Below are 20685 nucleotides of genomic sequence, written 5' to 3'. Positions count from 1 at the left end.
GCAAGGTCAAGCCTTTCTTCCGGTTTTACGAGCGCGAGACGGCGGCCTACGCCCTGCTGCGCGGCATTCGTTACATCTATGACGAGTGTCCTTTTGCCGAGGGCGCCACATCCATCTACTACAAAGAGTTGCTCAACCGCCTGGAGGCCGATAAACCCGGTGCCAAGTTGCGCTTTTACCTGGGCTTTTTGCAGGCCAAGGAAGAGGGGCTGTTCGCCGCGCCCGAGGCGGCGCCGGTGACGATGCACGCCTGTGAGGTGTGCGGTCAGCCCACCACGGCGCCGGGCAAGTGCGCCTTTTGTCGTCTGATGGAGCGGGTGGAGGCGCCGAAGGCCGCCTGACCCCTCCCCGCCGGTCGCAGGCAACCCGGCTTACCAAAACTGCGGCGGTCGTGGGGGCCGCCTCACGCTTCCCCCGCATTCCCCCATGCGACTGCCGTAGCCTGAGGATGTTTCTCCTCCCCTGGGTGGTGTTCCCCTTGGGGGTGGTGTTTGGCTCCGGGGTCCGGTGCAGCCCGGACCCCGGGGTACCGTGCCGTTCCTGGGGTGGGGGCTTCCCCCAGGGTGGGTTCATCTTGTCGTCAGGAGGATTCCGATGACCCGACCGGAAGATGTGCAGGATTTGACGCTGTTGGGACGCAAGGTTCAGCCCAGCAAGAAGTTGGAGGCCTTCCTCAATCGGACCCCGGGCAGGTATTACCTGGTCACCCTGGAGACGAACGAGTTCACCTGCCTGTGCCCGGTGACCGGTCAGCCGGATTTTGCCACGATTAAGGTGGAGTATGTGCCCGACCAGAAGATTTTGGAGTCCAAGTCGTTCAAACTGTATCTCTGGTCCTACCGCAACGAGGGGGTGTTTCACGAGCATGTGGTGAACATCATCCTGGATGACCTGGTGGCGGCCCTGGACCCCCATTACATCAAGGTGACAGGGGTGTTCAACATCCGGGGAGGCATCGGCATCACGGTGGAGGCCGAGCATGTGAAGACGCCTGAGGCCAAAGCCGCCGTGCGTGGGTAGGAGGGCGCGATGGAGCATCGGCGCGACCGCTGGTATCCGTTCCTCAGCGCGTTGTTTGCGGTGATTCTGGTGGTGTCCAACATCATCGCGGTCAAGTTGGTGCAGGTGGGGGGCATGGTGTTGCCTGCCGCGGTGGTGCTTTTCCCGTTGGCGTATGTGCTGGGCGATGTGCTCACCGAGGTGTACGGTTACGCTTACGCCCGGCGCGTCATTTGGACCGGTTTCTTTGCCAATCTGGTGGCCGTGGCGGCCATCTGGGTGGGCGGATGGCTCCCGGCGGCGCCTTTTTGGGATGCCGGGCTGGGGTCGGCCGCGGCGGCGCAGCGCGCCTATCGGGCCATCCTGGGGTTCATGCCGCGTTTGTTGCTCGCCTCGTTCGTCGCCTACCTGGTGGGGGAGTTTCTCAACGCGTATGTGTTGGCCAAACTCAAGGTGCGCACGGGGGGACGGTTCCTCTGGCTGCGCACGATTGGTTCGACCATCGTGGGCGAGGGGGCGGATACGCTGGTGTTCATCACCCTGGCGTTTTACGGCATCATCCCCACCGCTGGCCTGGTGTGGGCGGTGCTCTCCCAGTGGGGCGTCAAGGTGGCCTATGAAACCCTGGTCACGCCGTTGACCTATCTGGTGGTCAACGCGCTCAAGCGGGCCGAAGGGGTGGATCACTTTGACCGGGATACGGACTTCCGGCCCTGGGTGGAGGTGTTGTAAGGCACGCGGCGGCCGGAGCAGGAGGTCTTGGGCGGGGCTTTTGTCCAAGACCTCCTGCTTTTTCGCCTGGGGGGAAGAAGCCGGAAAAGCGGTGAGGTTGTATAATAAGACAAGTTCTTCTCAGTGGGAGGCTTGGTGATGCCAATGTATGAGCGGGAGGCTATATCCATCAATGTGGGGAGCCGATTGCGCAAGTTGCGCGAGGAAAGAGGGCTTTCGTTGCGCGCCCTGGCCCGGGCCAGTGGTCTCTCGGCCAATGCGCTGAGCATGATCGAGCGGGGGCTTTCCTCGCCCTCGGTGAGCACCCTCTACAAGTTGGCTACAGCCCTGCATGTGCCCATCACCGCTTTTTTCCGGGAAACCATCGAAAAGCGCGAGGTGGTGTTCATCCACCGCGACGAACGCCTACGGCTCTCCTTTGCCCGCGGAGTGTGGGAGGACCTGGGCGGCGACCGGTATCAAGGCCCCATCAGCCCCACTCTGCTTACGCTGGAGGTAGGGGGCACCAGCGGCCCCTTTCCCATGTCCCATACGGGCCATGAATTCGTGTTCTGCCTGCGCGGCGAATTGGAATACGAGATCGCGGATCGCAGTTATCGCCTGCAGGCAGGGGATGTGTTGCTCTTTTCCGCGCGGTTGCCCCATCGCTGGCGCAATGTGGGGTCGACGGTGGTGAATGTGTTGATTTTGGTGGCGGGCTTTGCCGAGGAGGAGCGCCCTGCCGACCTGCACTACCACGCTTTTGCGGCGGAGGCTCCTATCGAGATGGCTGAGGGGCAGGTCGATCAGGAGGGCGAAGCGGCCTCCTCGGAGCCTGAGGAGGGGTCGAAAGAGGCGTGAGCCTCTGTTGGAAGTGGGCGCCTGAAAGAGGAGAGGGGTCGCCTTGTGCCGTTCCTGGTCTCCTCTGCCCGCAATCTCATCATGCCAAGAGGAGGTGTGCTATGGAGGTGAAGGTGTTGGGAGCCGTTGACGGTGCGACGGTGCCATGGATTTTGCTGGCGGTTGTCCTTATCTTTTTCCTGCTCTGGTTTGTGCTGCGAACGCGCGGCCCGGAAGAGGAAGGGGACGCCGTGGGCCAGTTCTCGGCGGAGGACGATTTGAAGGTGATCGAGGGAATTGGCCCGAAACTGGAGCAGGTGCTCAAGGAGGCAGGGATCAAAACCTACCGTGATCTGGCCGCCAAAAGCGCCGAAGAGATTCGCGCCCTGCTGGACGCGGCGGGTGTGGCCCGCATCAGCAACCCCCAGACCTGGCCGGAGCAGGCTCACCTGGCCTCCGAGGGACGCTGGGAAGAACTCAAGCAGTTGCAGGGACGCCTGAAGGGCGGGCTCCGCGTCTGACCCCTGGGCCGTTGAGGGAAACGCTCCTGGCGCAAAAAGCCAGGAGCGTTTTTGCGTTCCCTGGCTTGACGTTTGCTTCGTTTGGATTTATGATTAAACCTGCTTAACTTTTAGGTGAGGTTGATGATGAATCGTGACCAGGTACGCCAGGCGTTGCGGCGATGGACCGAGGTGTTCATGCATCGGTCCATGGCCGAAACGCGAACTTTCATGGAGACCCACGGGCTCTCCTTTGCCCAGATCAGTGTGCTGATGCATCTGCGGCGGGCCGACGCATGTCGYGTCTCYGAYCTGGGGGCGCGCCTGGGGGTGAGCAACGCCGCGGCCAGCCAACTGGTGGACCGTCTGGTGCAGGYCGGRCTGGTGGAGCGCCTGGAAGACGCCAGGGACCGCCGGGTGAAACGTTTGCGTCTGACCCCTGTGGGGGAGGCGTTGGTCAACCAGGCCATCGCCGCCCGTAAATCCTGGCTGGAATCGGTGCTCGACCGTCTTTCGGACGAGGAACAGGCCTGTGTGGCCGACGCCCTGCGCCTGCTGACCGAGGCGGCCCGGTCCACCGATGAGGGACCAAGCCCACGCTGAGGAGTATCCCGATGCTGCGATTGATTCACTATGTGAAACCCTACTGGGGGATGGTGTTCATTGCCATTGTGCTGCTCTTCGTGCAGGCCAACGCCAATCTAGCCCTGCCCGATTACATGGCCCGGATTGTAAACAACGGCATTCAGCAGGGAGGCGTGGAGGACGCGGTGGCCGAGGCCCTGCGTCCGCAGACCCTGGAGCATGTGTTGCTCTTCCTGACCCCCGAGGAGCAGCGGATGGTGAAAGATGCCTATCGTCTGGTCACGCCTGACGACCCCGACTACGCAGCGCTCAAGGCGCAATACCCCGCGCTGGATGGGCCTATCTATGTGTTACGCCCGCTGGACAAAGCCGCCCGGGAGGCCCTGAACCCGGTCCTTGCCAAGGGGCTGGTGGTGACCTCCGGGCTGCAGAAGATGCTGGCGGATCCGGAAAAGGCGGCCGCGTTGGGCCAGCAAATGGGGTTTGACCTCAGCCGCTTGCCTCCCGGCACCGATTTGTTCGATGTGCTGCCCCGCATGCCGGAAAACATCCGGGCCCAGGTGATCGTCGCCATCAACGAGCGCTTCGCTGCGTTGGGCGACAACATGCTCGTGCAGATGGCCGTGGGCGTGGTGAAGGCCGAATACGAGGCGCTGGGGGTGGAGACCGCCGCGCGGCAAATGCGGTACATCCTCCTGGTAGGGCTGGGCATGTTAGGGGTGACCCTGGTCTCCATCCTGGCGGCCATTGGGGTGGGGTACTTTGCAGCCCGCACTGCGGCCGGGGTGGCCCGCGATCTGCGTGACGCTGTGTTTACCAAAGTGGTCAACTTTTCCGCCGCCGAGTTCAACCGCTTTTCCACCGCTTCGCTGATCACCCGCACCACCAACGATGTGACGCAAATCCAGACAGTGCTCTTCCTGATCATCCGATTGATGTTTTTCGCCCCCATCCTGGGCATCGGCGGCATCCTTCATGCGCTGGACACCGCGCCCAACATGTGGTGGATACTGGCCCTGGTCCTGGCCGTGCTCTCGGTGATTATCGGGGGCATTATCGCCATCACGCTGCCCAAGTTCCGGATTATGCAGAAACTCGTCGACCGGCTCAACCTGGTGCTGCGGGAGAACCTCACCGGTTTGCTCGTGGTGCGGGCCTTCAACCGGCAGCCTGAAGAGACGAAACGCTTCGATCAGGCCAACCTGGACCTGACTCAGGTGAGCCTGTTCGTGAACCGGGTGATGGTGTTGCTCTTCCCCCTGATGATGTTGCTGATGAACGCCCTGGGGGTGCTTATTCTCTGGGTAGGCTCGCATCAGGTGGATCAAGGGTTCATCCAGGTGGGCGACATGATGGCCTTTTTGCAATACGCCTTCCAGGTGGTGATGGCCTTCATGATGATGACCATGATGTTCGTTTTCCTGCCCCGCTCCTTTGTGTCCGGTGACCGGATTGCCGAGGTGCTGGATACCGAGCCGTCGGTCAAAGACCCCGAACAGCCTAAATCTTTCCCCGAGCCTTTCCGGGGGGTGGTGGCCTTCGAGCATGTCTCCTTCCGGTATCCGGGTGCCGAAGCCGATGTGTTGCACGACATCTCCTTCGTGGCCGAGCCGGGCAGGGTGACGGCCATCATTGGTACCACGGGGTCGGGCAAATCGACCCTGGTCAACCTGATCCTGCGCTTCTACGATGTGAACGAAGGGGCCATCCGCATCGATGGGGTGGACATTCGCGAGGTGCGGCTGGCCGACCTGCGACGGCGTATCGGTTTTGTGCCCCAACGCAGCGCGTTGTTCACCGGGACCATTGCCGACAATCTGCGCATGGCTGACGAGGAGGCTCCCGAGGAGGTGCTGCGCCAGGCCGTGGAGGTGGCCCAGGCGGCTGAGTTTGTCTTTGGCAAACCCGAGGGCCTGACGGCAGAAATCGCGCAGGGTGGCGCCAATGTCTCGGGCGGGCAGAAGCAGCGGCTGGCCATTGCCCGCGCCCTGGTGCGCCGCGCGCCCATTTACATTTTCGACGACAGTTTCTCTGCCCTGGATTTCAAGACCGAGGCGGCATTGCGCCGGGCGCTGAAGCGCTACGCGGCCAACGCCACGGTGATCATCGTTACCCAGCGGGTGGCCCCCGTTCGCCATGCCGATCTTATCCTGGTGCTGGATGAGGGCCGGCTGGTGGGGAGGGGCACCCACGAGGAACTGCTGCGAACCAACGAGGTGTATCGTGAAATCGCCCTGACCCAACTGGGCGAGGAGGTGCTGGCATGAGCGAATCCCGCAACCCCCATGGCAACGGAGCCCCCACGCCGCGGCGCAAGCCGGCCCTGATGGTGGGGCACAACCGGGCGGCCTTGATGCCGGCCGAGAAGCCCAAGGATTTCAAAGGCGCCCTGTTGCAACTGCTGGGCTACATGGGCGGCTACCGCTACGCGCTGGCCGCGGCGCTGCTCATCGCCGTCATCGCCACCGTGCTCAACATCGTCGGCCCCAAGATTCTGGGGCAGGCCACCACCACGCTCTTCGAAGGCATCATGGCCCGCATCAGCGGCACAGGGGACATCGACTTTGGCAAAATTGGGCAGATTTTGCTCACCGTGCTGGGCCTATACGCTGCCTCGGCGGTGTTTCATTACATCCAGGGCTGGATGATGGTCAACATCTCCATGGACATCGCCTACCGTCTGCGCCGCGACATCGCCGCCAAAATTCACCGCCTGCCTCTGCGGTACTTCGACCGCACGACCTACGGTGAGGTGCTTTCCCGGGTGACCAACGATGTGGATGTCATCAACCAGACCTTTTCGCAGGGGCTGAGCCAGACCGTGACCTCGGTGGTCTCTCTGGTGGGGATCCTGGTGATGATGTTGACCATCAGTTGGCAGATGACCCTGGTGGCCCTGCTGGTGTTGCCTTTGTCCGGAGTGCTGGTGCGGGTGGTGGTCAAGCGCTCGCAGCGTTATTTCGGCCAACAGCAGGAGTATCTGGGTCATCTCAACGGCCATGTGGAGGAAACCTTCGGCGGGCACCTGGTCATCAAGGCCTTTGGCAACGAGGAACAGCGGGTGAGCGCGTTTGACCGTCTCAATCAGGTGCTCTACGGCGCAGCCTGGAAGTCCCAGTTCTTTTCGGGTATCATGATGCCTTTGATGCTCTTCGTGGGCAACCTGGGCTATGTGGCCGTGAGTGTGTTGGGGGGCTTTCTGGCCATCCGTAATCTGGTCACAGTGGGCGACATTCAGGCCTTCTTGCAGTATGTGCGCAACTTCACCCAGCCCATTCAACGGATGGCCAACATCGCCAATGTGCTGCAATCCACCGCAGCCGCGGCTGAGCGGGTCTTCGCCTTCTTGAATGAGCCGGAGGAGGTGCCCGATCCCGAAAATCCGGTGGTGTTGGACAAGGTGGAAGGGCGGGTAGAGTTCCGTCATGTGCGCTTCAGTTACATCCCCGGCAAGCCGGTGATCAAGGACTTCTCGGCGCGGATTGAACCCGGCCAGAAGGTGGCCATTGTGGGGCCAACGGGCGCGGGCAAGACCACCTTGGTCAAATTGCTCATGCGCTTTTACGATGTGGATAAGGGCGCCATTCTGATCGACGGGCATGATATACGCGAGTTCCGCCGGGCCGATTTGCGGCGCATGTTCGGGATGGTGCTGCAGGATACCTGGCTGTTCAACGGGACCATCATGGAGAACATCCGTTACGGTCGGCCTAACGCCACGGACGAGGAGGTCATCGCCGCGGCCAGGGCGGCCCATGCCGACCATTTCATCCGTACCCTGCCCGAAGGTTACAACACGGTGATCAACGAGGAAAGCACGAACATCTCTTCGGGAGAGAAGCAGTTGCTCACCATCGCCCGTGCCTTCCTGGCCGACCCGCCGATGCTTATCCTGGACGAGGCCACTAGCAATGTGGACACGCGCACCGAGTTGCTCATCCAGCGGGCCATGGATCGGCTGATGGAGGGACGCACAAGTTTTGTCATCGCCCACCGTCTCTCCACCATCCGCAACGCGGACAACATCTTGGTTATCCACGAGGGCGACATCATCGAGCAGGGCACCCACGAGGAATTGCTGGCCAGGGGCGGTTTCTACGCCGAGATGTACTACAGCCAGTTTGACATCCTGGACGAAAACGGCAACGGAGCCGCTTCCGAAGGGCTGCGCCCGGCCGGAGCCAGGGCCTGACCCCTCCGCACAACCGGTGAGGGACTAAGAAAGCCCCGGCAGACCTTTCGCCCGCCGGGGCTTTGGGTGTCAGGGGGCTTTGGGGATGGTGAAGGATGAAGGGGTCAGGGCGCGTCCTCAGTGTCCGGTGAGGTTTCCTGGGGCCGGTTCCGCTTCCAGAGGAAGAGCAATCCCCCGGTCAGCAGTCCGGTACCGGTGAGGCAGATCAGCAGGAGCACGCCCACCCCGCCCCAACGGCTCAACACCATGGTCGCCACGGTGAGGGCGATGGCCAGGGCCGGGCCCCAGAGGAAGAGGCGCGTGCGCACCCAGAAGCCGTAGCCCAGCACGGCCAGGGCCTGCAGGAAGAGCAGGGTGAAATACGCCCCGGCCCGCTCGGGCTGGCTCACCAGTTGGATGTAGGTGGTGGTGAAGAGGATGAGTTGGGCCCCCAGGCCGAGGAAGAAGGCGATGACGCCTCGCCGGGCGTGGTGGAAGAGGTGGTACAGCACCAGAACCAGCCCCGCAGCGGCCATGGTGTAAAACTGGGGCTGACGGACAGTGAAGAGGAAGAGGCTGACCGCGTAGGCCCCCCAAAGGGCCAGCCCGGCGGGGAAGGCGGCGAAAGGGTTCCGGTGCCGGTAGGCGGTGAGGCTCCAAAGGGCGGCCACGCCGGTGAGGGCCAGCACGGCCCAGCCGTTCTGCGCCCAGGGGAAGGTCAATCCCACCACCGAGGCGATCAGCAAGGCCACCCCCTCGAGCCAGCGTGCCCGGCGGATGTTGCGTGGGGCGAGGTTCCAGGCCAGTAGGTAGCCCCCCAGGGGAAGGCCGAGCAAGGACAGCGGCCAGAAGGGGGAACGGTATCCTTCCAGGGCGGCCAGGCCGGAGGCCACGGCGGCCTCGCCGTAAACCAGCGCCAGCGCGTCGCCCAGGGGGTGAACGAACACCGCGCCCAACCCCCAGGCCAGCAGGGCGAGGAAGAGATAGAGGCCGCTGGCCGTGGCCCAGGAGACGCTCCATTCGGCGGGCAGGTCGATGGTGGCCCCAAAGGGCAGGGCGATCGTCAGCCCTGCCGCCAACAGGCCCACGGCCACGCCCAGGGGAACGCGCCACGTCAGACGGCGTTGGGTGCGTTGGGCCCAGGCCAGCCCCCCGCCAAGGAGAGCCAGTTCGAGGGCCATGCGGCCTTGGATGGGGATGGTCGCCCAGGGAGGAGGCAGGAGCAACCACAGGCTGAAGTAAGCCCCGCTCCCGGTCAGCAGCGCCAGCGCGCTGGAGGCAGGGTGACCGTGGCGCAGGTAGTCCAGCGCGAACCAAAGGGTGGCCCAGGCCCAGGCGAGGGTGCGCCAACCGGGGGAAGGCGCTGAGGCCAGGGAGGCGACGGTTGAAAGCAGCAGCAGGGCGAACAACGGCCACCGCCCCTGGGTGAGGTGCCAGCGCAGGCCCCCGCTAACCGCCACCAGAAGACCCAACCATAACGTGCGCGCCGCCGGTTCCCAGAGCCCCGCCGCCGGGACGAGCATGGCCGCCATCCAGCCGCTCAACGCAGCTGGCCAGAGCCAGTGGCGATTGCCGGGGCCGTAGTGGGCCGAAAACAGGTAGCCTAGAGACGCCAGAGCCCAGGCCAGGAGCCAGCGGGTCTCCGGCCTGCCCCAGGGGTGAGGCGGTTCGCTCTCCAGGGCCGTCACGAGCAGCCCGGCGAAAAGCAGCAGGTGCGGGAAGCCCCAAAGCCACCCTTTGAGGCGGGGTAAGGCGCGTTGCAAGGAGGGTACGGCGCTCAGGAGGAGCAAGGCGAGCAACATCCACACCAGGCCTACCGAAACTCCAAAATCGATGGCCAGAAAGCCCCCACCCAGCGCCAGGCCCAGGGTGAGCCCCGGTACGGCCCAGCGGGTCTGGTAGCCCCGCAGGCCGACGCTCCACAGGGCGGCCCAGGCCAGCGAGGTCAGGCCCAGGATGCGCTCCGCGGGTTCCCAGGCGAAGTCTTCCACCGCGGTGAAGGCCACTATCTGGAAGAGGAGCATGGCCAGCAGGTAGAGCACGGCCGAGGCGGGCTTGAGCCAGCGATAGAGCAGGGCGGCGCCCAGGGCCAGCAGCAGGTCGGCGGCCAGCAGGATGGGCACGCGAACGCTGGGGAACAGGGCCGAGAACAGCAGGGCGGCGGCCAGCAGGAGGAACACGCCCAGGCCCAGGGCCAGGCGCCAGGGCCACTCGCGCGAGCGAGGGGAGGTTTCGGGTTCGACGCGGGGTGGGGAGGTTGGCGCAGGCGGCAGGTAGCGCGTTTGCAGCACCTCCACCTGCTCGGGGGTGAGCACGCCCTCGGCGGCCCATTGGGGCAGGGCGCGCTTCAGCCAGTTTTGCACGCTGAGCGGAGGGAGCCTGCGCCACAAAGGCAGCCACTGGGGGCGGCGGAGCAGGGCCAGGGCCGCCCGGCGTACTTCGGGGGAGGGGTCGCGGGCGGCCAGGCGGAGCAGCACAGGCACGGCCTCGGCTTGCGGCTCTTCCTCGGACAGGGCCGCGAGACCCTCCAGACGTACCTGAGGGTCTGGATGGTGAAGTGGCTCAAGCAAGGGGGACTCACTCATCGTCGCTCCTCCTGAAAGGCCTGCTCACCCATACTCAAGGAAGGCGAAGCGTACGGGACAGGCTTGGGGGCCACCCCCCACCTCTCTCCTTTGCGGCCCTTCACAGGGTTCAGGGCAGGCCCTTCGGCTAACCTGAGCGGAGGGCGCAGCCCACAGTCGAAAGGCTCAGGGAAGGCCCTTCACCGCCCCTTCAGCTGCGCGTCCCTGCGGGCCGCTCCGCTCAAGGGATCGAAGGGCTGCTTCCCCCTTTCCTCCCCTTGCCAAGCGTGGAAAGGGGGATTGAGCGGGAGGAAAGGGGTTTTCTGCAGGGAACCCAAAGGATGCTATTCCGCCAACTTGGCCGCCCGCAGGGTGTTCTTCAGCAGCATGGCGATGGTCATCGGCCCCACGCCTCCCGGTACGGGGGTGAGCGCTCCGGCGACCTCCCGCACCTCGTCGAAGGCCACATCGCCCACCAGGCGGTAACCTTTCTTGGCCGTGGGGTCCTCGACGCGGTTGACGCCCACATCGATGACCACCGCGCCCGGTTTCACCCAATCGCCGCGCACCATCTGAGGACGCCCCACCGCGGCGATGAGGATGTCGGCCCGGCGGGTGACTTCGGGCAGGTTGCGCGTGCGGGAATGGCACACCGTCACCGTAGCATTGCGCCGCAGCAGCAGCAAGGCCATGGGCATCCCCACGATGTTCGAGCGGCCCAGCACCACGGTTTCTGCCCCCTCCAACTTCGCCCCGGCTTCGTCCAGCAGGTGCAGGATCCCCAGGGGGGTGCAGGGCACGAACAGGGGTTCCCGTCCCTTTTGCGCCAGACGGCCGATGTTCAGGGGATGGAAACCGTCCACATCCTTGCGCAAATCGATGCGGCTCAAGATGCGCTCCTCGTCCAGCCCCGGCGGTAAAGGCAACTGCACCAGGATGCCGTGCACCTCCGGGTTGGCGTTTAGGTCGCTCACCAGGGCCTCCACTTCCTCCTGGGAGGCCGTGGCCGGCAAGTGGTAGGCAAAGGAGCGGATGCCCACCTGTTCGCAGGCCTTGTGCTTCATGCGCACATAGACCTGCGACGCCGGATTGTCGCCCACCAGCACCGTGGCCAGGCCGGGACGCGGCAGTCCGGCCGCCACCCGTTCTTCCACCTCGCGGGCAATCTGCTCACGGATGCGTTGGGCTATGGCTTTCCCGTCAAGAATCTTGGCCGTCATGGGTCCTCCTGTTCTGTCACTCGTAACTCGCAACTCGCCCCTCCCTTATCGCCACGCCTGCGGCTTGCGCCTCAGCAATCGCCCCTGACCGCGCTGCCCCAGCCACTCGCCCTCGCGCACGATGAGTTGGCCCCGCAGGTACACCTGCACTGGAAAGCCGGTCAGTTCCCAACCCTCGTAAAGGTTGTAGTCCGTGCGGTGTTGGGCCACGGCCACGCCGTAGGTCACCTTGAGGTCCGGGTCCCAGACTACGATGTCGGCGTCGGCGCCGGGGGCCAGGGTGCCCTTGCGGGGATAAAGGCCGAAAATCCTGGCGGCGTTGGTGCTGGTCAGGGCCACAAATTGTTCGGGGGTCAGGCGGCCTTCCACCACGCCTTTGGTCCACAACACGGGCAGGCGGTCACCCACCCCTGGCAGCCCGTTGGGGATTTTGGTGAAATCGTCGCGGCCCAACTCCTTGCCGGGGATGGCGATCTCTTCCCCCTCGTACACGATGGGCCGGGTGCCGTCGTAGAAGAAGGGGCAGTGGTCCGTGCCCACGGTGTCCAGCAACCCCTGGGAGAGGCCTTCCCACAGGGCGGCGTTGTCCTCGGCGGTGCGCATGGGGGGCGAGCAAATCCACTTGGCCCCGTCGGGGCGCTGCAGGTGTTCTTCGGTGAAGAACAGATACTGGGGGCAGGTTTCGCCGTAGATGGGCACTCCTTGCTCTTTGGCGTAGGTCAGGACATCCACGCCGCCGGCCGTGTTCATGTGGACCACATAAAGGGGAGCCTGGGCTTGGGCGGCCAGGGCCGCGCCGCGCAGCACCGCCTCCACCGCGCCCCAGGCCGGGCGGGTGCGGGCATGCCAGATGGGCTCGGTGTGGCCGGCATTCAGCGCTTCGCGCACCAGCACATCGATGACATCCCCGTTTTCGGCGTGCAGCATGGTGAGGATGCCGTGCCGGGCGGCCAGGCGCATGGCCTGGAAGATCTCCCCGTCGCTCAGGCGCAGCCGGCCGTTGTAGGCCATGAACATCTTGATGCTGGGGAAACCCCATGCGGTCAGTTGAGGCAGTTCGGCGGCCACGCGCTTGTCCCAGCGGGTGAGGTTGAAGTGGAAGGAGTAGTCCACCGCGGCTTTGGCCGCCTTCTCCTGCCAGATGCGCAGCCCTTCGGCCAGCGTGGGCCAGTCCTGGGGGATGAAATCCATGACCGTGGTGGTGCCGCCGAAGGCCGCCGCTTTGGTGCCCGTGTAATGGTCGTCCGAAGAGACCGTGCCGAACATAGGCAGGTCGAAGTGTGTGTGCGGGTCGATGCCGCCGGGGAGCAGCAACTTGCCGCGCACATCGACCACTTCGGCGTCCGGGAGGGTCAAGTCGTGCCCGATGGCGGCGATGCGTTCCCCCACGACCAGCACATCGGCCTGGAAGGACTCGGCCGCCGTGACCACGGTGCCGCCGCGAAAGAGAAGTTTGCGCTCGCTCATGCTGGACCTCCAGGAAGGTTTCGCGTCCGGGGGTGGTGTTGCCTCCCTTATTGTACTGGCAAACGCCGGTTCGGGCCCGGCCTTTGACCGGTGGTGCTGCCTTTCGCCCAGGCGGGGCCTGCAGCAAGGGAGAGGGCTGGGGAACGAAGCGCCCTCCTCGCAGGGGAGAGGGCGCTTAGTCCGTCATGGTGTGCCAGGTCAGGCCCCAGGTCTTGCTCCTCTCGCGCAGCCATGCCAGCAGCTCCGCGTCGGGAGGGAAGGCGATGAGATGGGCCGGGCAACGGTGGCGGCAGTCCGACGCGCCGAAGCCCGGCACAGGAACCCAGGCCCTCGGCGCAGCGGCCAGGCGCTGGCTCCAGAGGCATTCCCAAGGCAGGCCCGGAGCAGGCGCCACGGTGTATCCCCAGGCGATGGGCTGCGCCATGGCGCGCAGATAGTCCACATGCCAGCGCGGCCGGCCCGTACCGGGCGGGGTCGAGGCGCCCCGCAGGTGGCGGCCCAGCCGCGCCCGGATCCCGCCGGGCCCGCGCGCGCTGCCCAGGTACACATACACCCCCTCGGGGAAGTCCCACACCCCCAAAGCCCCCACGCGCAGGCCCACGGGGCGCTCGAGGCGCAGGGCCAGGGCGTAGGCTCCGGGGGTCGAAGGCAACATCGGGGAAGGCATCAGGCGGTCTCCAGAGGGCGCCGAAGCACAGGGTGCAGGCCCTGCAGCAACCCGGCTATGAGTTCCGCTTCGTCTTGAGCGAAGGCGGGCACGGCGATTCCCGGCGTGTGGGGCGGGTTTGGCGACGCCGCATCGTTTCAGTCTTCCGTGTCGAACGCATCCTCCTCTCCCGCCCAGAGCAGATCTTCGGGCAGGTCGTCCTCGGCGAGTGGAACCACGAAATGATAACTCCCCGGGGCCGTGCGTTCCAGGGTGCTCAGCACCTCATCCACAAACCACGGCGGGTGGTAAGGGCCGGCCACATACACCGGCTTCCCGTCCCTGCCGAATTCGATTTCGTAAGGCTCGGGATGGGTTCCCGGAGGGTCGAGCGTGGGGTCTGGTAAACGCGCTTGGGGGCTTGGGGCGGTGAGTCTTCTTCTTTTTCGCTTTTTGCTCATGTTGACTTCTGGGAGGATTCCATAAGTAACAGCGCCAGGATTTCCGGCGGGACTTCGTCTGGGGTCGTTTGGGCGCGGTAAGGGCGGTCGGCCCGCTCGCGCAACGCCCGCCACAGCAGACGGCGCTCCCCATCGCGCACCACCAGGTCGTACAGCGTTCGGGCGGCCAGCAGGCGCTCGCCCGTGGTGTAGAGAAAGATCACCCGCCGCCAGCGTTGGGCCAGGATGGGCTGCGGCAGGCGCACCAGGGGGCCCAACTGCACTTTGTAATACTTCTCGTGCGCCCGGGGATGGTCCGGCTCATCGCGGAACAGTTCCCGCCGGGTGACCAACTCGTGGCCCAACACCGGCGCCACCCATTCGATGCGCCAGCGGTGCGCCGGGCCAAAGGCCGCCGGCTGGTAGAAGGCCAGCCAGTCCACGGCCACCACCTTGGGCGCCGTGGCCAGTGGGATGCGATACCACCCCAACACGCGGGCGATTTCGAGGTCCCGTGGGTGGGGCAAAAAGGCGACCAGCACCAGATCAGCAGGCTGGGGTAAGGCGGTCATACGCTCTATCTTCCAATCCAGAGATGGTGCTTAACTTTCTTCCACGAAGCCAAGGGCTATCCTTGGCGTTCACAAATCTTCCTCCTTTTGAGGCCCGGTCTATCCCTGCAGCACCCGCCGGTTGAAGTCCTCGATCAACGCGTCGATTTCGGGCACCAACGCCTGAATGTGCTTCCAGTAATCCCGGTCGTACCACTGGGCGCGAAGTTCGTCCGAGGTTTTGCCCTGCTGCTCCACCCAGGTGAAGTATTTGAGGTTGTGAATGCGCCGGCGATCCACATAGGTGAGTTCCTGCACATGGTCGAGGTCGGCCCCCAGCAGGTAACGGGCGAAGTCGGCTGCCGCGTCGGCCTCGGTGTACTCCCCGTGCGCGATCCGCATCTCCTTCAGGCGGCTTTGGTAGAGGTCCATAGAGTCGGTAAGCACGGTGATCACGAAGTCGTGCTCATCCAACTCGTAGTATTTGGCGAACTTGATGGCCATGAGTAGGTTGGCGATGCCCGAAAAGCCCAGCAAACCTAACCGGGCCACGAAATCCTCGGGCACGCCCTGACGCACCAGATACGCCCGGCCGACCGGTTCGTTGAACAACCGCGCCAGACGCACCACAGCGTTGTCGTCGATGGCGATGGTCATGTCGGTGTTCTTCACATTGTGGATCCAGGGCACATGCTTGTCGCCGATGCCCTCGATGCGATGCTCACCGAAGCCGTTCTCGGTCAGCGTGGGACACTGCAGCGCCTCTCCGGCGGCGATCTTGGCCTGGGGGAAGACCTGCTTGAGATAGTCGCCGCTGGCGATGGTGCCGGCCGAGCCCGTGGTCACCGTCAGCCCCCGGAAGGTATCCCGCGGCCCCAGGTGGTCAACCAGCACCTCTTCCATGGCCTTGCCGGTGACGGCGTAGTGCCACAGGTAGTTGCCGAACTCCTCGAACTGGTTGAAAATCATCAGGTCTTCGCCCGAGGCCCGCAGTTCCCAGCACTTGTCGAAGATTTCCTTGACATTGGACTCGGTGCCGGGGGTCTTGATGACTTCGCTGCCGATGCTCTCCAGCCAGACAAACCGCTCGCGACTCATCCCTTCGGGCAGGATGCTGATGGAAGCACAGCCCAACAGCGCCGAATCGTAGGCCCCACCCCGGCAGTAATTACCCGTGGAAGGCCAAACCGCCTTTTGCGCGGTGGGGTCGAACTGACCGGTGACCAGGCGCGGCACTAGACACCCGAACGCCGCCCCCACTTTGTGCGCCCCCGTGGGGAACCACTTGCCCACCAGGGCCAGAATCCGTGCCCGGACCCCGGTGAGGGTTGCCGGAAACTCCAGGACATTGACCGGCCCAAAGCCCCCGCCCCGCTCCACCGGCTCGTTGTGCCAGGTGATGCGGAACAGGTTGCGCGGGTGCAGGTCCCACAACCCGATGTGGCGTAACTCAGCCTGGATCTCCTCCGGGATGCGGCTGGGGTCCTGCATCTGGGCAAAGGTGGGGATGAGCACACCGCGCTCGCGGGCCCGTTGCACGGCTCGTTCCAGGCGCGCTTCGTCAACCGTCAGGTTGATGGGGGTGAAGGAGGTCATAGGTCCCTCTCACGAAAGGATGGATGATGGTGGATGCTCAGGATATTATACGCCATTACCACGGCCCCTGGGATTGCGTTGCCTTTCAGAACCGCCCCTTTCGTCTGCGTCGGATGGCGGGGTTTCCGGCGAAGGCCACCAAAAAACAACCACCCCTCCCCGTCGTTGGGTCAGGAAGGGGTGGTGGCAACCAGGGCTCCCTTAGTGGGTGTTGCGCAGCCCCTCGATGAGGGCCTGTTTTTTCAGCACGAAGATCACGCCAATGGCGATTAGGGCGCGAAGGAGTTTTTGTTTTATAGGTTTACCTCTCTCGATGAAATATTGGGCGCGGTTATACCACCCCGCTCGCCAATCTCCTATGATTTCTGGCCCGGCTCCTCCTCTGGCGCTTCGGCCACCACATAGAGGGGGCGGTCTTTGGCCTCGTCGTATAGGCGGCCCACATACTCGCCCAGGATGCCTAAGGAGATCAACTGCACGCCGCCCAAAAAGAGCACGGCGATGAGCGTGGTCGCCTGGCCATAGAAGGCCTGGGAGCCGGTCAGCCGCAGCACGACCACGATGGGGATGGCCACGATGGCCAGCCCGGCCGAAGCGAACCCCATGTAGGTGGCCAACTGCAGCGGGAAGTAAGAGAAGGCCGTGATGGCGTCCAGGGCGAATTTGAGCATCTTGCGCAGGGGGTATTTGGTCTCCCCGGCGAAGCGCGGCGCCCGCTTGTAGGGCACGCCTGTCTGGCGAAAGCCTACCCAGGCGGCCATGCCCCGGATGAAGCGATGTCGCTCCCGCATCCGGTTGAGCACATCCACCACCTGCCGGTCCATCAGGCGAAAGTCGCCGGTATCCACTGGGATCTTGACATCGGTGATGCGGTAGATCAGGCGGTAGAACAGGGCGGCGGTGGTCTTCTTGAACCAGGTCTCCCCCTCGCGGGCGGCCCGCACGGCATAGACCACCTGATACCCCTCGCGCCACTTGGCCACCAGGTCGGGGATGACCTCAGGCGGGTCCTGAAGGTCGGCATCCATGATGATGACCGCCTCGCCGCGGGCGTAATCCAGCCCGGCGGTGACCGCGATTTGGTGGCCGAAGTTGCGGGCGAAGATGACCGGACGCACATGCTCGGGGTCTTGCTCCCGCAACTGCCGCATCAAGTCGGTGGAGCCGTCGGTGGAGCCGTCGTCCACCAACACCAGTTCCCACGGCTCACCCAGGCTCTCCATAACCGCCCTGACCCGCCGGTAAAGTTCGGGCAGGGACTCCCGTTCGTTATATACGGGCACGACGACGGAAAAGGTGGGGCGCTGTTGGGTGTTCATGTTTCCATTTTACCCCACCCCAAGAGGGTAGTGGTACGCAACTCCCTCTCTTTCCTTGACCTCTGCTTGCTTGACGGCTTCGACTACGGCATCTCTACTCAACCCCTGGCGTCACCTACCCAAGACGCAGCGCCCTGAGCGGAAGGTGCGTGAGCGTCTGTAGTCGAAAGGCGCCCATCGTGACGCTGTTCGGGCAAGGCGGGGCTTCGACGATGACGCCTTTAGCGCCTTCGCTCACCCTCTGGCGCTCCTATGCCGCGTGTTGCGTGACGGCGGCACCATGAGGCGCTCCAGGGGCTTTCGCTCCTGTGCTAAAATAACCCCATGATGACCGAGAAACCTCAAAGTCTTTCTTCGCCAGAGGCTCAAGAAACCCTGCGGCGCCATAAAACCCAGGTGGCGTTGCAAATCGGCGTGCCGCTGGGTGTGGGCGTGTTGCTGGCCCTGGCGCTGGCGGTGGCCGCGGCGTTGAGCCCCTCGGTGACCACCCAGGGCGGGAGCGCCGCCGTCATCCTGCTGGCGCTGCTGTGCCTGCTGGGCGGCCTGCCAGTGTTGCTCGCCCTGGTGGCAGCGGTGGTGGTCATGCGCAAGGCCCCGCAGGCCGTGCATCGCGGCGCGAACCACACCCAGGGCTTCCTGCGCCGGGTGGGGGATGGCATTCGCCGCCTGAGTGACCGGGTAGCTTCCCCGTGGGTGCGCCTGGAGGGCTTGCGCGCCGGATGGCAGCGCCTGTGGGGGCAGCGCCGCCGATAGGAGAGAGGAAACGATGGGTGTGAAGCAGCCTCCTGCAAAGAGCCGCACTTCCTGGAAAACCCGCACCCTGCTCTTCAGTGCGTTGTTGGGCGCGTTGACTGGGTTGGGCGCGGGGTATCTCATGGTGCAACGGGCTGAAGCCGAGAATCGCCCCCCGCAACTGAACGCCAAAGTGGGCGTGAAACTGGGCCTGCTGGTGCTGGGCTTGCTGCGCCAGGTGGGCCAGATTCTGGAAGAGTGATCCCTGGCTCGCTGTCTGCTGACCGTGGAATAGGCCGCCTGTTGGGGGCGGCTTGTGTTGCCTGGCGTCGGAGGAGAGGATGCTGTGGGTTGTGCTTTCTCCCCACCTGGATGATGCGGTGTATTCGTTAGGCGGCTGGCTGGCCTGGCGGGTGCAGCAAGGCGATCGTGTGGAAGTGTGGACGGTGTGCGCCGGTGAGCCGCCGCCGGGGCCGTTGAGCCTGGTGGCGCAGGTGCTGCACCAGATGTGGGGATTGCAACGGGAAGAGGTGGTCGCCACCCGCCGCGCCGAGGACCACGCCGCCTGCCGCCTGCTGGGACTGACGCCACGCCACCTGGAAGTGCCCGACGCCATCTACCGCCGCGATGCCACCGGGGAGCCGCTCTACCCCGATTTCGATGCGCTGACCGGGTCCCTGCACCCCACCGACGAGGCCCTGGTGGAGACATTGGCCAATCACTTCCGCCGTGAGTGGCCCGCCGAGGCCCGCGTGGTGGCACCCATGGCCATCGGCGGCCATGTGGACCACCGGCTCACCCGCGCCGCAGCCGAGGCCACGGGACGGGTGGCGGCGTACTACGCCGACTTCCCCTACGCAGCCCGGGAGGGGCTCCCGGCGCTGCGCGACCTGCCCCGGCAGGGTTGGTGGGTGATGCACCCGCTGCCACCCTCGGAGGCCTGGCTGCAGGTCTGGGTGCAGGGGGTGCAACGGTACGCCTCCCAGCAGAGCGCCTTTTGGGCGTCGGACGCGGCGTTGGAGGAGGAAGTGCGCGCCTTTGCGGGCCAGGGAGGCGGCAGCCCGTGGCTTCCGCTGGAGGCCCCGCGGGGGTGAGCCGGATTTTTGGGGAAGAACCGTTCCTGGGGGCTCGGTGCCTGCCCGGAGGTCCCGCTGAGGGGGGCGTGCTACATTAGAGTTCTGTAAGAGTTGGCGAAATCGCGCTTGACGAGGGGGATGGATTCGCCGTACAATCAAATTGCCTGGCTGCGTCATCTACGAGGGAAGCAATGGAATACAAGGACTACTACAAAATCTTGGGCGTGGATCGTAACGCCAGCCTGGAGGAAATCAAAAAGGCGTATCGTCGTCTGGCGCTCAAATATCACCCGGATCGTAACCCCGGCGACAAACAAGCGGAAGAAAAGTTCAAAGAGATCAACGAGGCCTATCAGGTGTTGAGCGACCCGGAGAAGCGGGCTCGCTATGACCAGTTGTCCGATTCGTACGCCCGCTGGCAGACCACGGGCGGGCAAGGGCCCTTCCGCTGGGACGAATGGTTTGCCGGCGGTGGGATGCCGGAGGGCGTGCGGGTGGAGTTCCGCGACCTGGACGATCTCTTCGGCGGGGTAAGCGGCTTCTCGGATTTCTTCCGCATGTTCTTTGGCGGTGGCTTTCCGGGCGTGGATTTCGGCCCGGAGGTGCAGCGGGACCGCCGCCAGGCTCAACGGAAGCCCACCCCGCAGGCCTATGAGCAGCCCATCGCCATCACCTTCCACGAAGCCTACCACGGCACCACGCGGCACATCGAGGTCAACGGCAAACGCTTGGAGGTGAAGATCCCGCCGGGTGCCCGCACGGGGACCAAAGTACGGCTACGGCGGGCCGTGCCGCTGGGCAATGGGCAGGCGGCCGATCTATACTTGGTCGTCCAGGTGGCACCCGATCCCCGTTTTGAGCGCCAGGGCGACGACCTGTACACCGATGTGACGGTGGATTTGTACGCCGCCGTGCTGGGCGGCGAGGTGCGCGTCCCCACCCCGGCGGGGGATGTGATGCTCACCATCCCGCCGGGCACGCAACCGGGGCAGACCTTCCGCCTGCGCGGCCGAGGGATGCCCAGATTGGGCAACCCGGACCAGCACGGTGACCTGTATGTGCGTGTGCAGGTCGAAATCCCGCGCCAACTGAGTGCGGAAGAGCGTGAACTGTTCGCTCGCCTGGCCGCCCTGCGCCGACGCTGAGCCATTGGCGAGGGCGGCTTTTTTCGCCTGTGCCCCTGAACCGTTGGGGCGTTCCAAAGGCAGCACCTTCTCGTTTTGTTGGGAGGACCGATGAATAAACAAACCGGCTGGATTCTGGTGGTG

Annotated in this window: 20 protein-coding genes; 12 read left to right on the top strand and 8 right to left on the bottom strand. The window is 64.6% G+C overall.

Annotated features, from left to right (window positions below; all coding sequences use genetic code 11):
- From G4O04_01495 to G4O04_01460, 8 genes are all read left to right on the top strand, one after another.
- Nucleotides 1-341 (top strand): tRNA(Ile)-lysidine synthetase (locus G4O04_01495; GenBank protein HEY57214.1); only part of this gene is annotated, 341 nt, incomplete at its 5' end.
- 253 nt (nucleotides 342-594) lie between these two features.
- Entirely contained in the window at nucleotides 595-1020 is a 426-nt protein-coding gene (gene queF / locus G4O04_01490) for an NADPH-dependent 7-cyano-7-deazaguanine reductase QueF (protein HEY57213.1), read from the top strand.
- Nucleotides 1021-1029: 9 nt separating this feature from the next.
- Entirely contained in the window at nucleotides 1030-1731 is a 702-nt protein-coding gene (locus G4O04_01485; protein HEY57212.1) for a queuosine precursor transporter, read from the top strand.
- A 138-nt stretch (nucleotides 1732-1869) separates the two neighbouring features.
- On the top strand, nucleotides 1870-2571 hold the full coding sequence (locus tag G4O04_01480; GenBank protein ID HEY57211.1) for a helix-turn-helix domain-containing protein: 702 nt from the start codon (nucleotides 1870-1872) through the stop codon (nucleotides 2569-2571).
- 101 nt (nucleotides 2572-2672) lie between these two features.
- Nucleotides 2673-3071, top strand: coding sequence for a hypothetical protein (locus G4O04_01475; GenBank protein ID HEY57210.1), 399 nt, complete (start codon nucleotides 2673-2675; stop codon nucleotides 3069-3071).
- Nucleotides 3072-3194: 123 nt separating this feature from the next.
- On the top strand, nucleotides 3195-3653 hold the full coding sequence (locus G4O04_01470) for a MarR family transcriptional regulator (protein ID HEY57209.1): 459 nt from the start codon (nucleotides 3195-3197) through the stop codon (nucleotides 3651-3653).
- An 11-nt stretch (nucleotides 3654-3664) separates the two neighbouring features.
- On the top strand, nucleotides 3665-5902 hold the full coding sequence (locus G4O04_01465; GenBank protein ID HEY57208.1) for an ABC transporter ATP-binding protein: 2238 nt from the start codon (nucleotides 3665-3667) through the stop codon (nucleotides 5900-5902).
- On the top strand, nucleotides 5899-7827 hold the full coding sequence (locus G4O04_01460; protein ID HEY57207.1) for an ABC transporter ATP-binding protein: 1929 nt from the start codon (nucleotides 5899-5901) through the stop codon (nucleotides 7825-7827). Before G4O04_01465 ends, G4O04_01460 begins: the two co-directional genes overlap by 4 nt.
- Before the next feature lie 104 nt (nucleotides 7828-7931).
- Here G4O04_01460 and G4O04_01455 read toward each other — a convergent pair whose 3' ends face one another.
- The 8 genes from G4O04_01455 to G4O04_01420 form a co-directional block, all read right to left on the bottom strand.
- Nucleotides 7932-10391: a hypothetical protein gene (locus tag G4O04_01455; protein HEY57206.1), complete on the bottom strand. Its 2460-nt coding sequence runs from the start codon at nucleotides 10389-10391 to the stop codon at nucleotides 7932-7934.
- Nucleotides 10392-10714: 323 nt separating this feature from the next.
- Nucleotides 10715-11590, bottom strand: a complete 876-nt coding sequence (folD, locus tag G4O04_01450) for a bifunctional methylenetetrahydrofolate dehydrogenase/methenyltetrahydrofolate cyclohydrolase FolD (GenBank protein ID HEY57205.1) — start codon at nucleotides 11588-11590, stop codon at nucleotides 10715-10717.
- Between the two features lie 45 nt (nucleotides 11591-11635).
- Nucleotides 11636-13057 (bottom strand): dihydropyrimidinase, encoded by a 1422-nt coding sequence (gene hydA, locus G4O04_01445; GenBank protein HEY57204.1) that lies wholly within the window; start codon nucleotides 13055-13057, stop codon nucleotides 11636-11638.
- 175 nt (nucleotides 13058-13232) lie between these two features.
- Complete coding sequence (locus G4O04_01440; GenBank protein ID HEY57203.1) at nucleotides 13233-13724, bottom strand: GIY-YIG nuclease family protein; 492 nt, start codon at nucleotides 13722-13724, stop codon at nucleotides 13233-13235.
- 137 nt (nucleotides 13725-13861) lie between these two features.
- Complete coding sequence (locus G4O04_01435) at nucleotides 13862-14164, bottom strand: hypothetical protein (GenBank protein ID HEY57202.1); 303 nt, start codon at nucleotides 14162-14164, stop codon at nucleotides 13862-13864.
- The gene (locus G4O04_01430; GenBank protein HEY57201.1) at nucleotides 14161-14715 is read right to left on the bottom strand and encodes a hypothetical protein; all 555 of its coding nucleotides are present in this window, start codon (nucleotides 14713-14715) and stop codon (nucleotides 14161-14163) included. Before G4O04_01430 ends, G4O04_01435 begins: the two co-directional genes overlap by 4 nt.
- A 99-nt stretch (nucleotides 14716-14814) precedes the next feature.
- Nucleotides 14815-16290 carry a pyridoxal-phosphate dependent enzyme gene (locus G4O04_01425; GenBank protein HEY57200.1) on the bottom strand — a complete coding sequence of 492 codons (1476 nt, stop codon included), beginning with the start codon at nucleotides 16288-16290 and terminating at the stop codon, nucleotides 14815-14817.
- Between the two features lie 356 nt (nucleotides 16291-16646).
- The gene (locus G4O04_01420; protein HEY57199.1) at nucleotides 16647-17609 is read right to left on the bottom strand and encodes a glycosyltransferase family 2 protein; all 963 of its coding nucleotides are present in this window, start codon (nucleotides 17607-17609) and stop codon (nucleotides 16647-16649) included.
- A gap of 324 nt (nucleotides 17610-17933) precedes the next feature.
- Here G4O04_01420 and G4O04_01415 point away from each other — a divergent pair, with 324 nt between their 5' ends.
- From G4O04_01415 to G4O04_01400, 4 genes are all read left to right on the top strand, one after another.
- Nucleotides 17934-18362, top strand: coding sequence for a hypothetical protein (locus G4O04_01415; protein HEY57198.1), 429 nt, complete (start codon nucleotides 17934-17936; stop codon nucleotides 18360-18362).
- Between the two features lie 13 nt (nucleotides 18363-18375).
- On the top strand, nucleotides 18376-18603 hold the full coding sequence (locus G4O04_01410; GenBank protein HEY57197.1) for a hypothetical protein: 228 nt from the start codon (nucleotides 18376-18378) through the stop codon (nucleotides 18601-18603).
- A 79-nt stretch (nucleotides 18604-18682) separates the two neighbouring features.
- Nucleotides 18683-19435 (top strand): PIG-L family deacetylase, encoded by a 753-nt coding sequence (locus tag G4O04_01405; protein ID HEY57196.1) that lies wholly within the window; start codon nucleotides 18683-18685, stop codon nucleotides 19433-19435.
- Between the two features lie 173 nt (nucleotides 19436-19608).
- The gene (locus tag G4O04_01400; protein ID HEY57195.1) at nucleotides 19609-20562 is read left to right on the top strand and encodes a J domain-containing protein; all 954 of its coding nucleotides are present in this window, start codon (nucleotides 19609-19611) and stop codon (nucleotides 20560-20562) included.
- Nucleotides 20563-20685: the final 123 nt, after the last annotated feature.

The organism is Anaerolineae bacterium, from assembly GCA_011176535.1.
Taxonomy (GTDB): domain Bacteria; phylum Chloroflexota; class Anaerolineae; order Anaerolineales; family DRMV01; genus DUEP01.
Note: the sequence above shows the minus strand (reverse complement) of the source record. Positions and strands in the feature narration are given on the sequence as shown.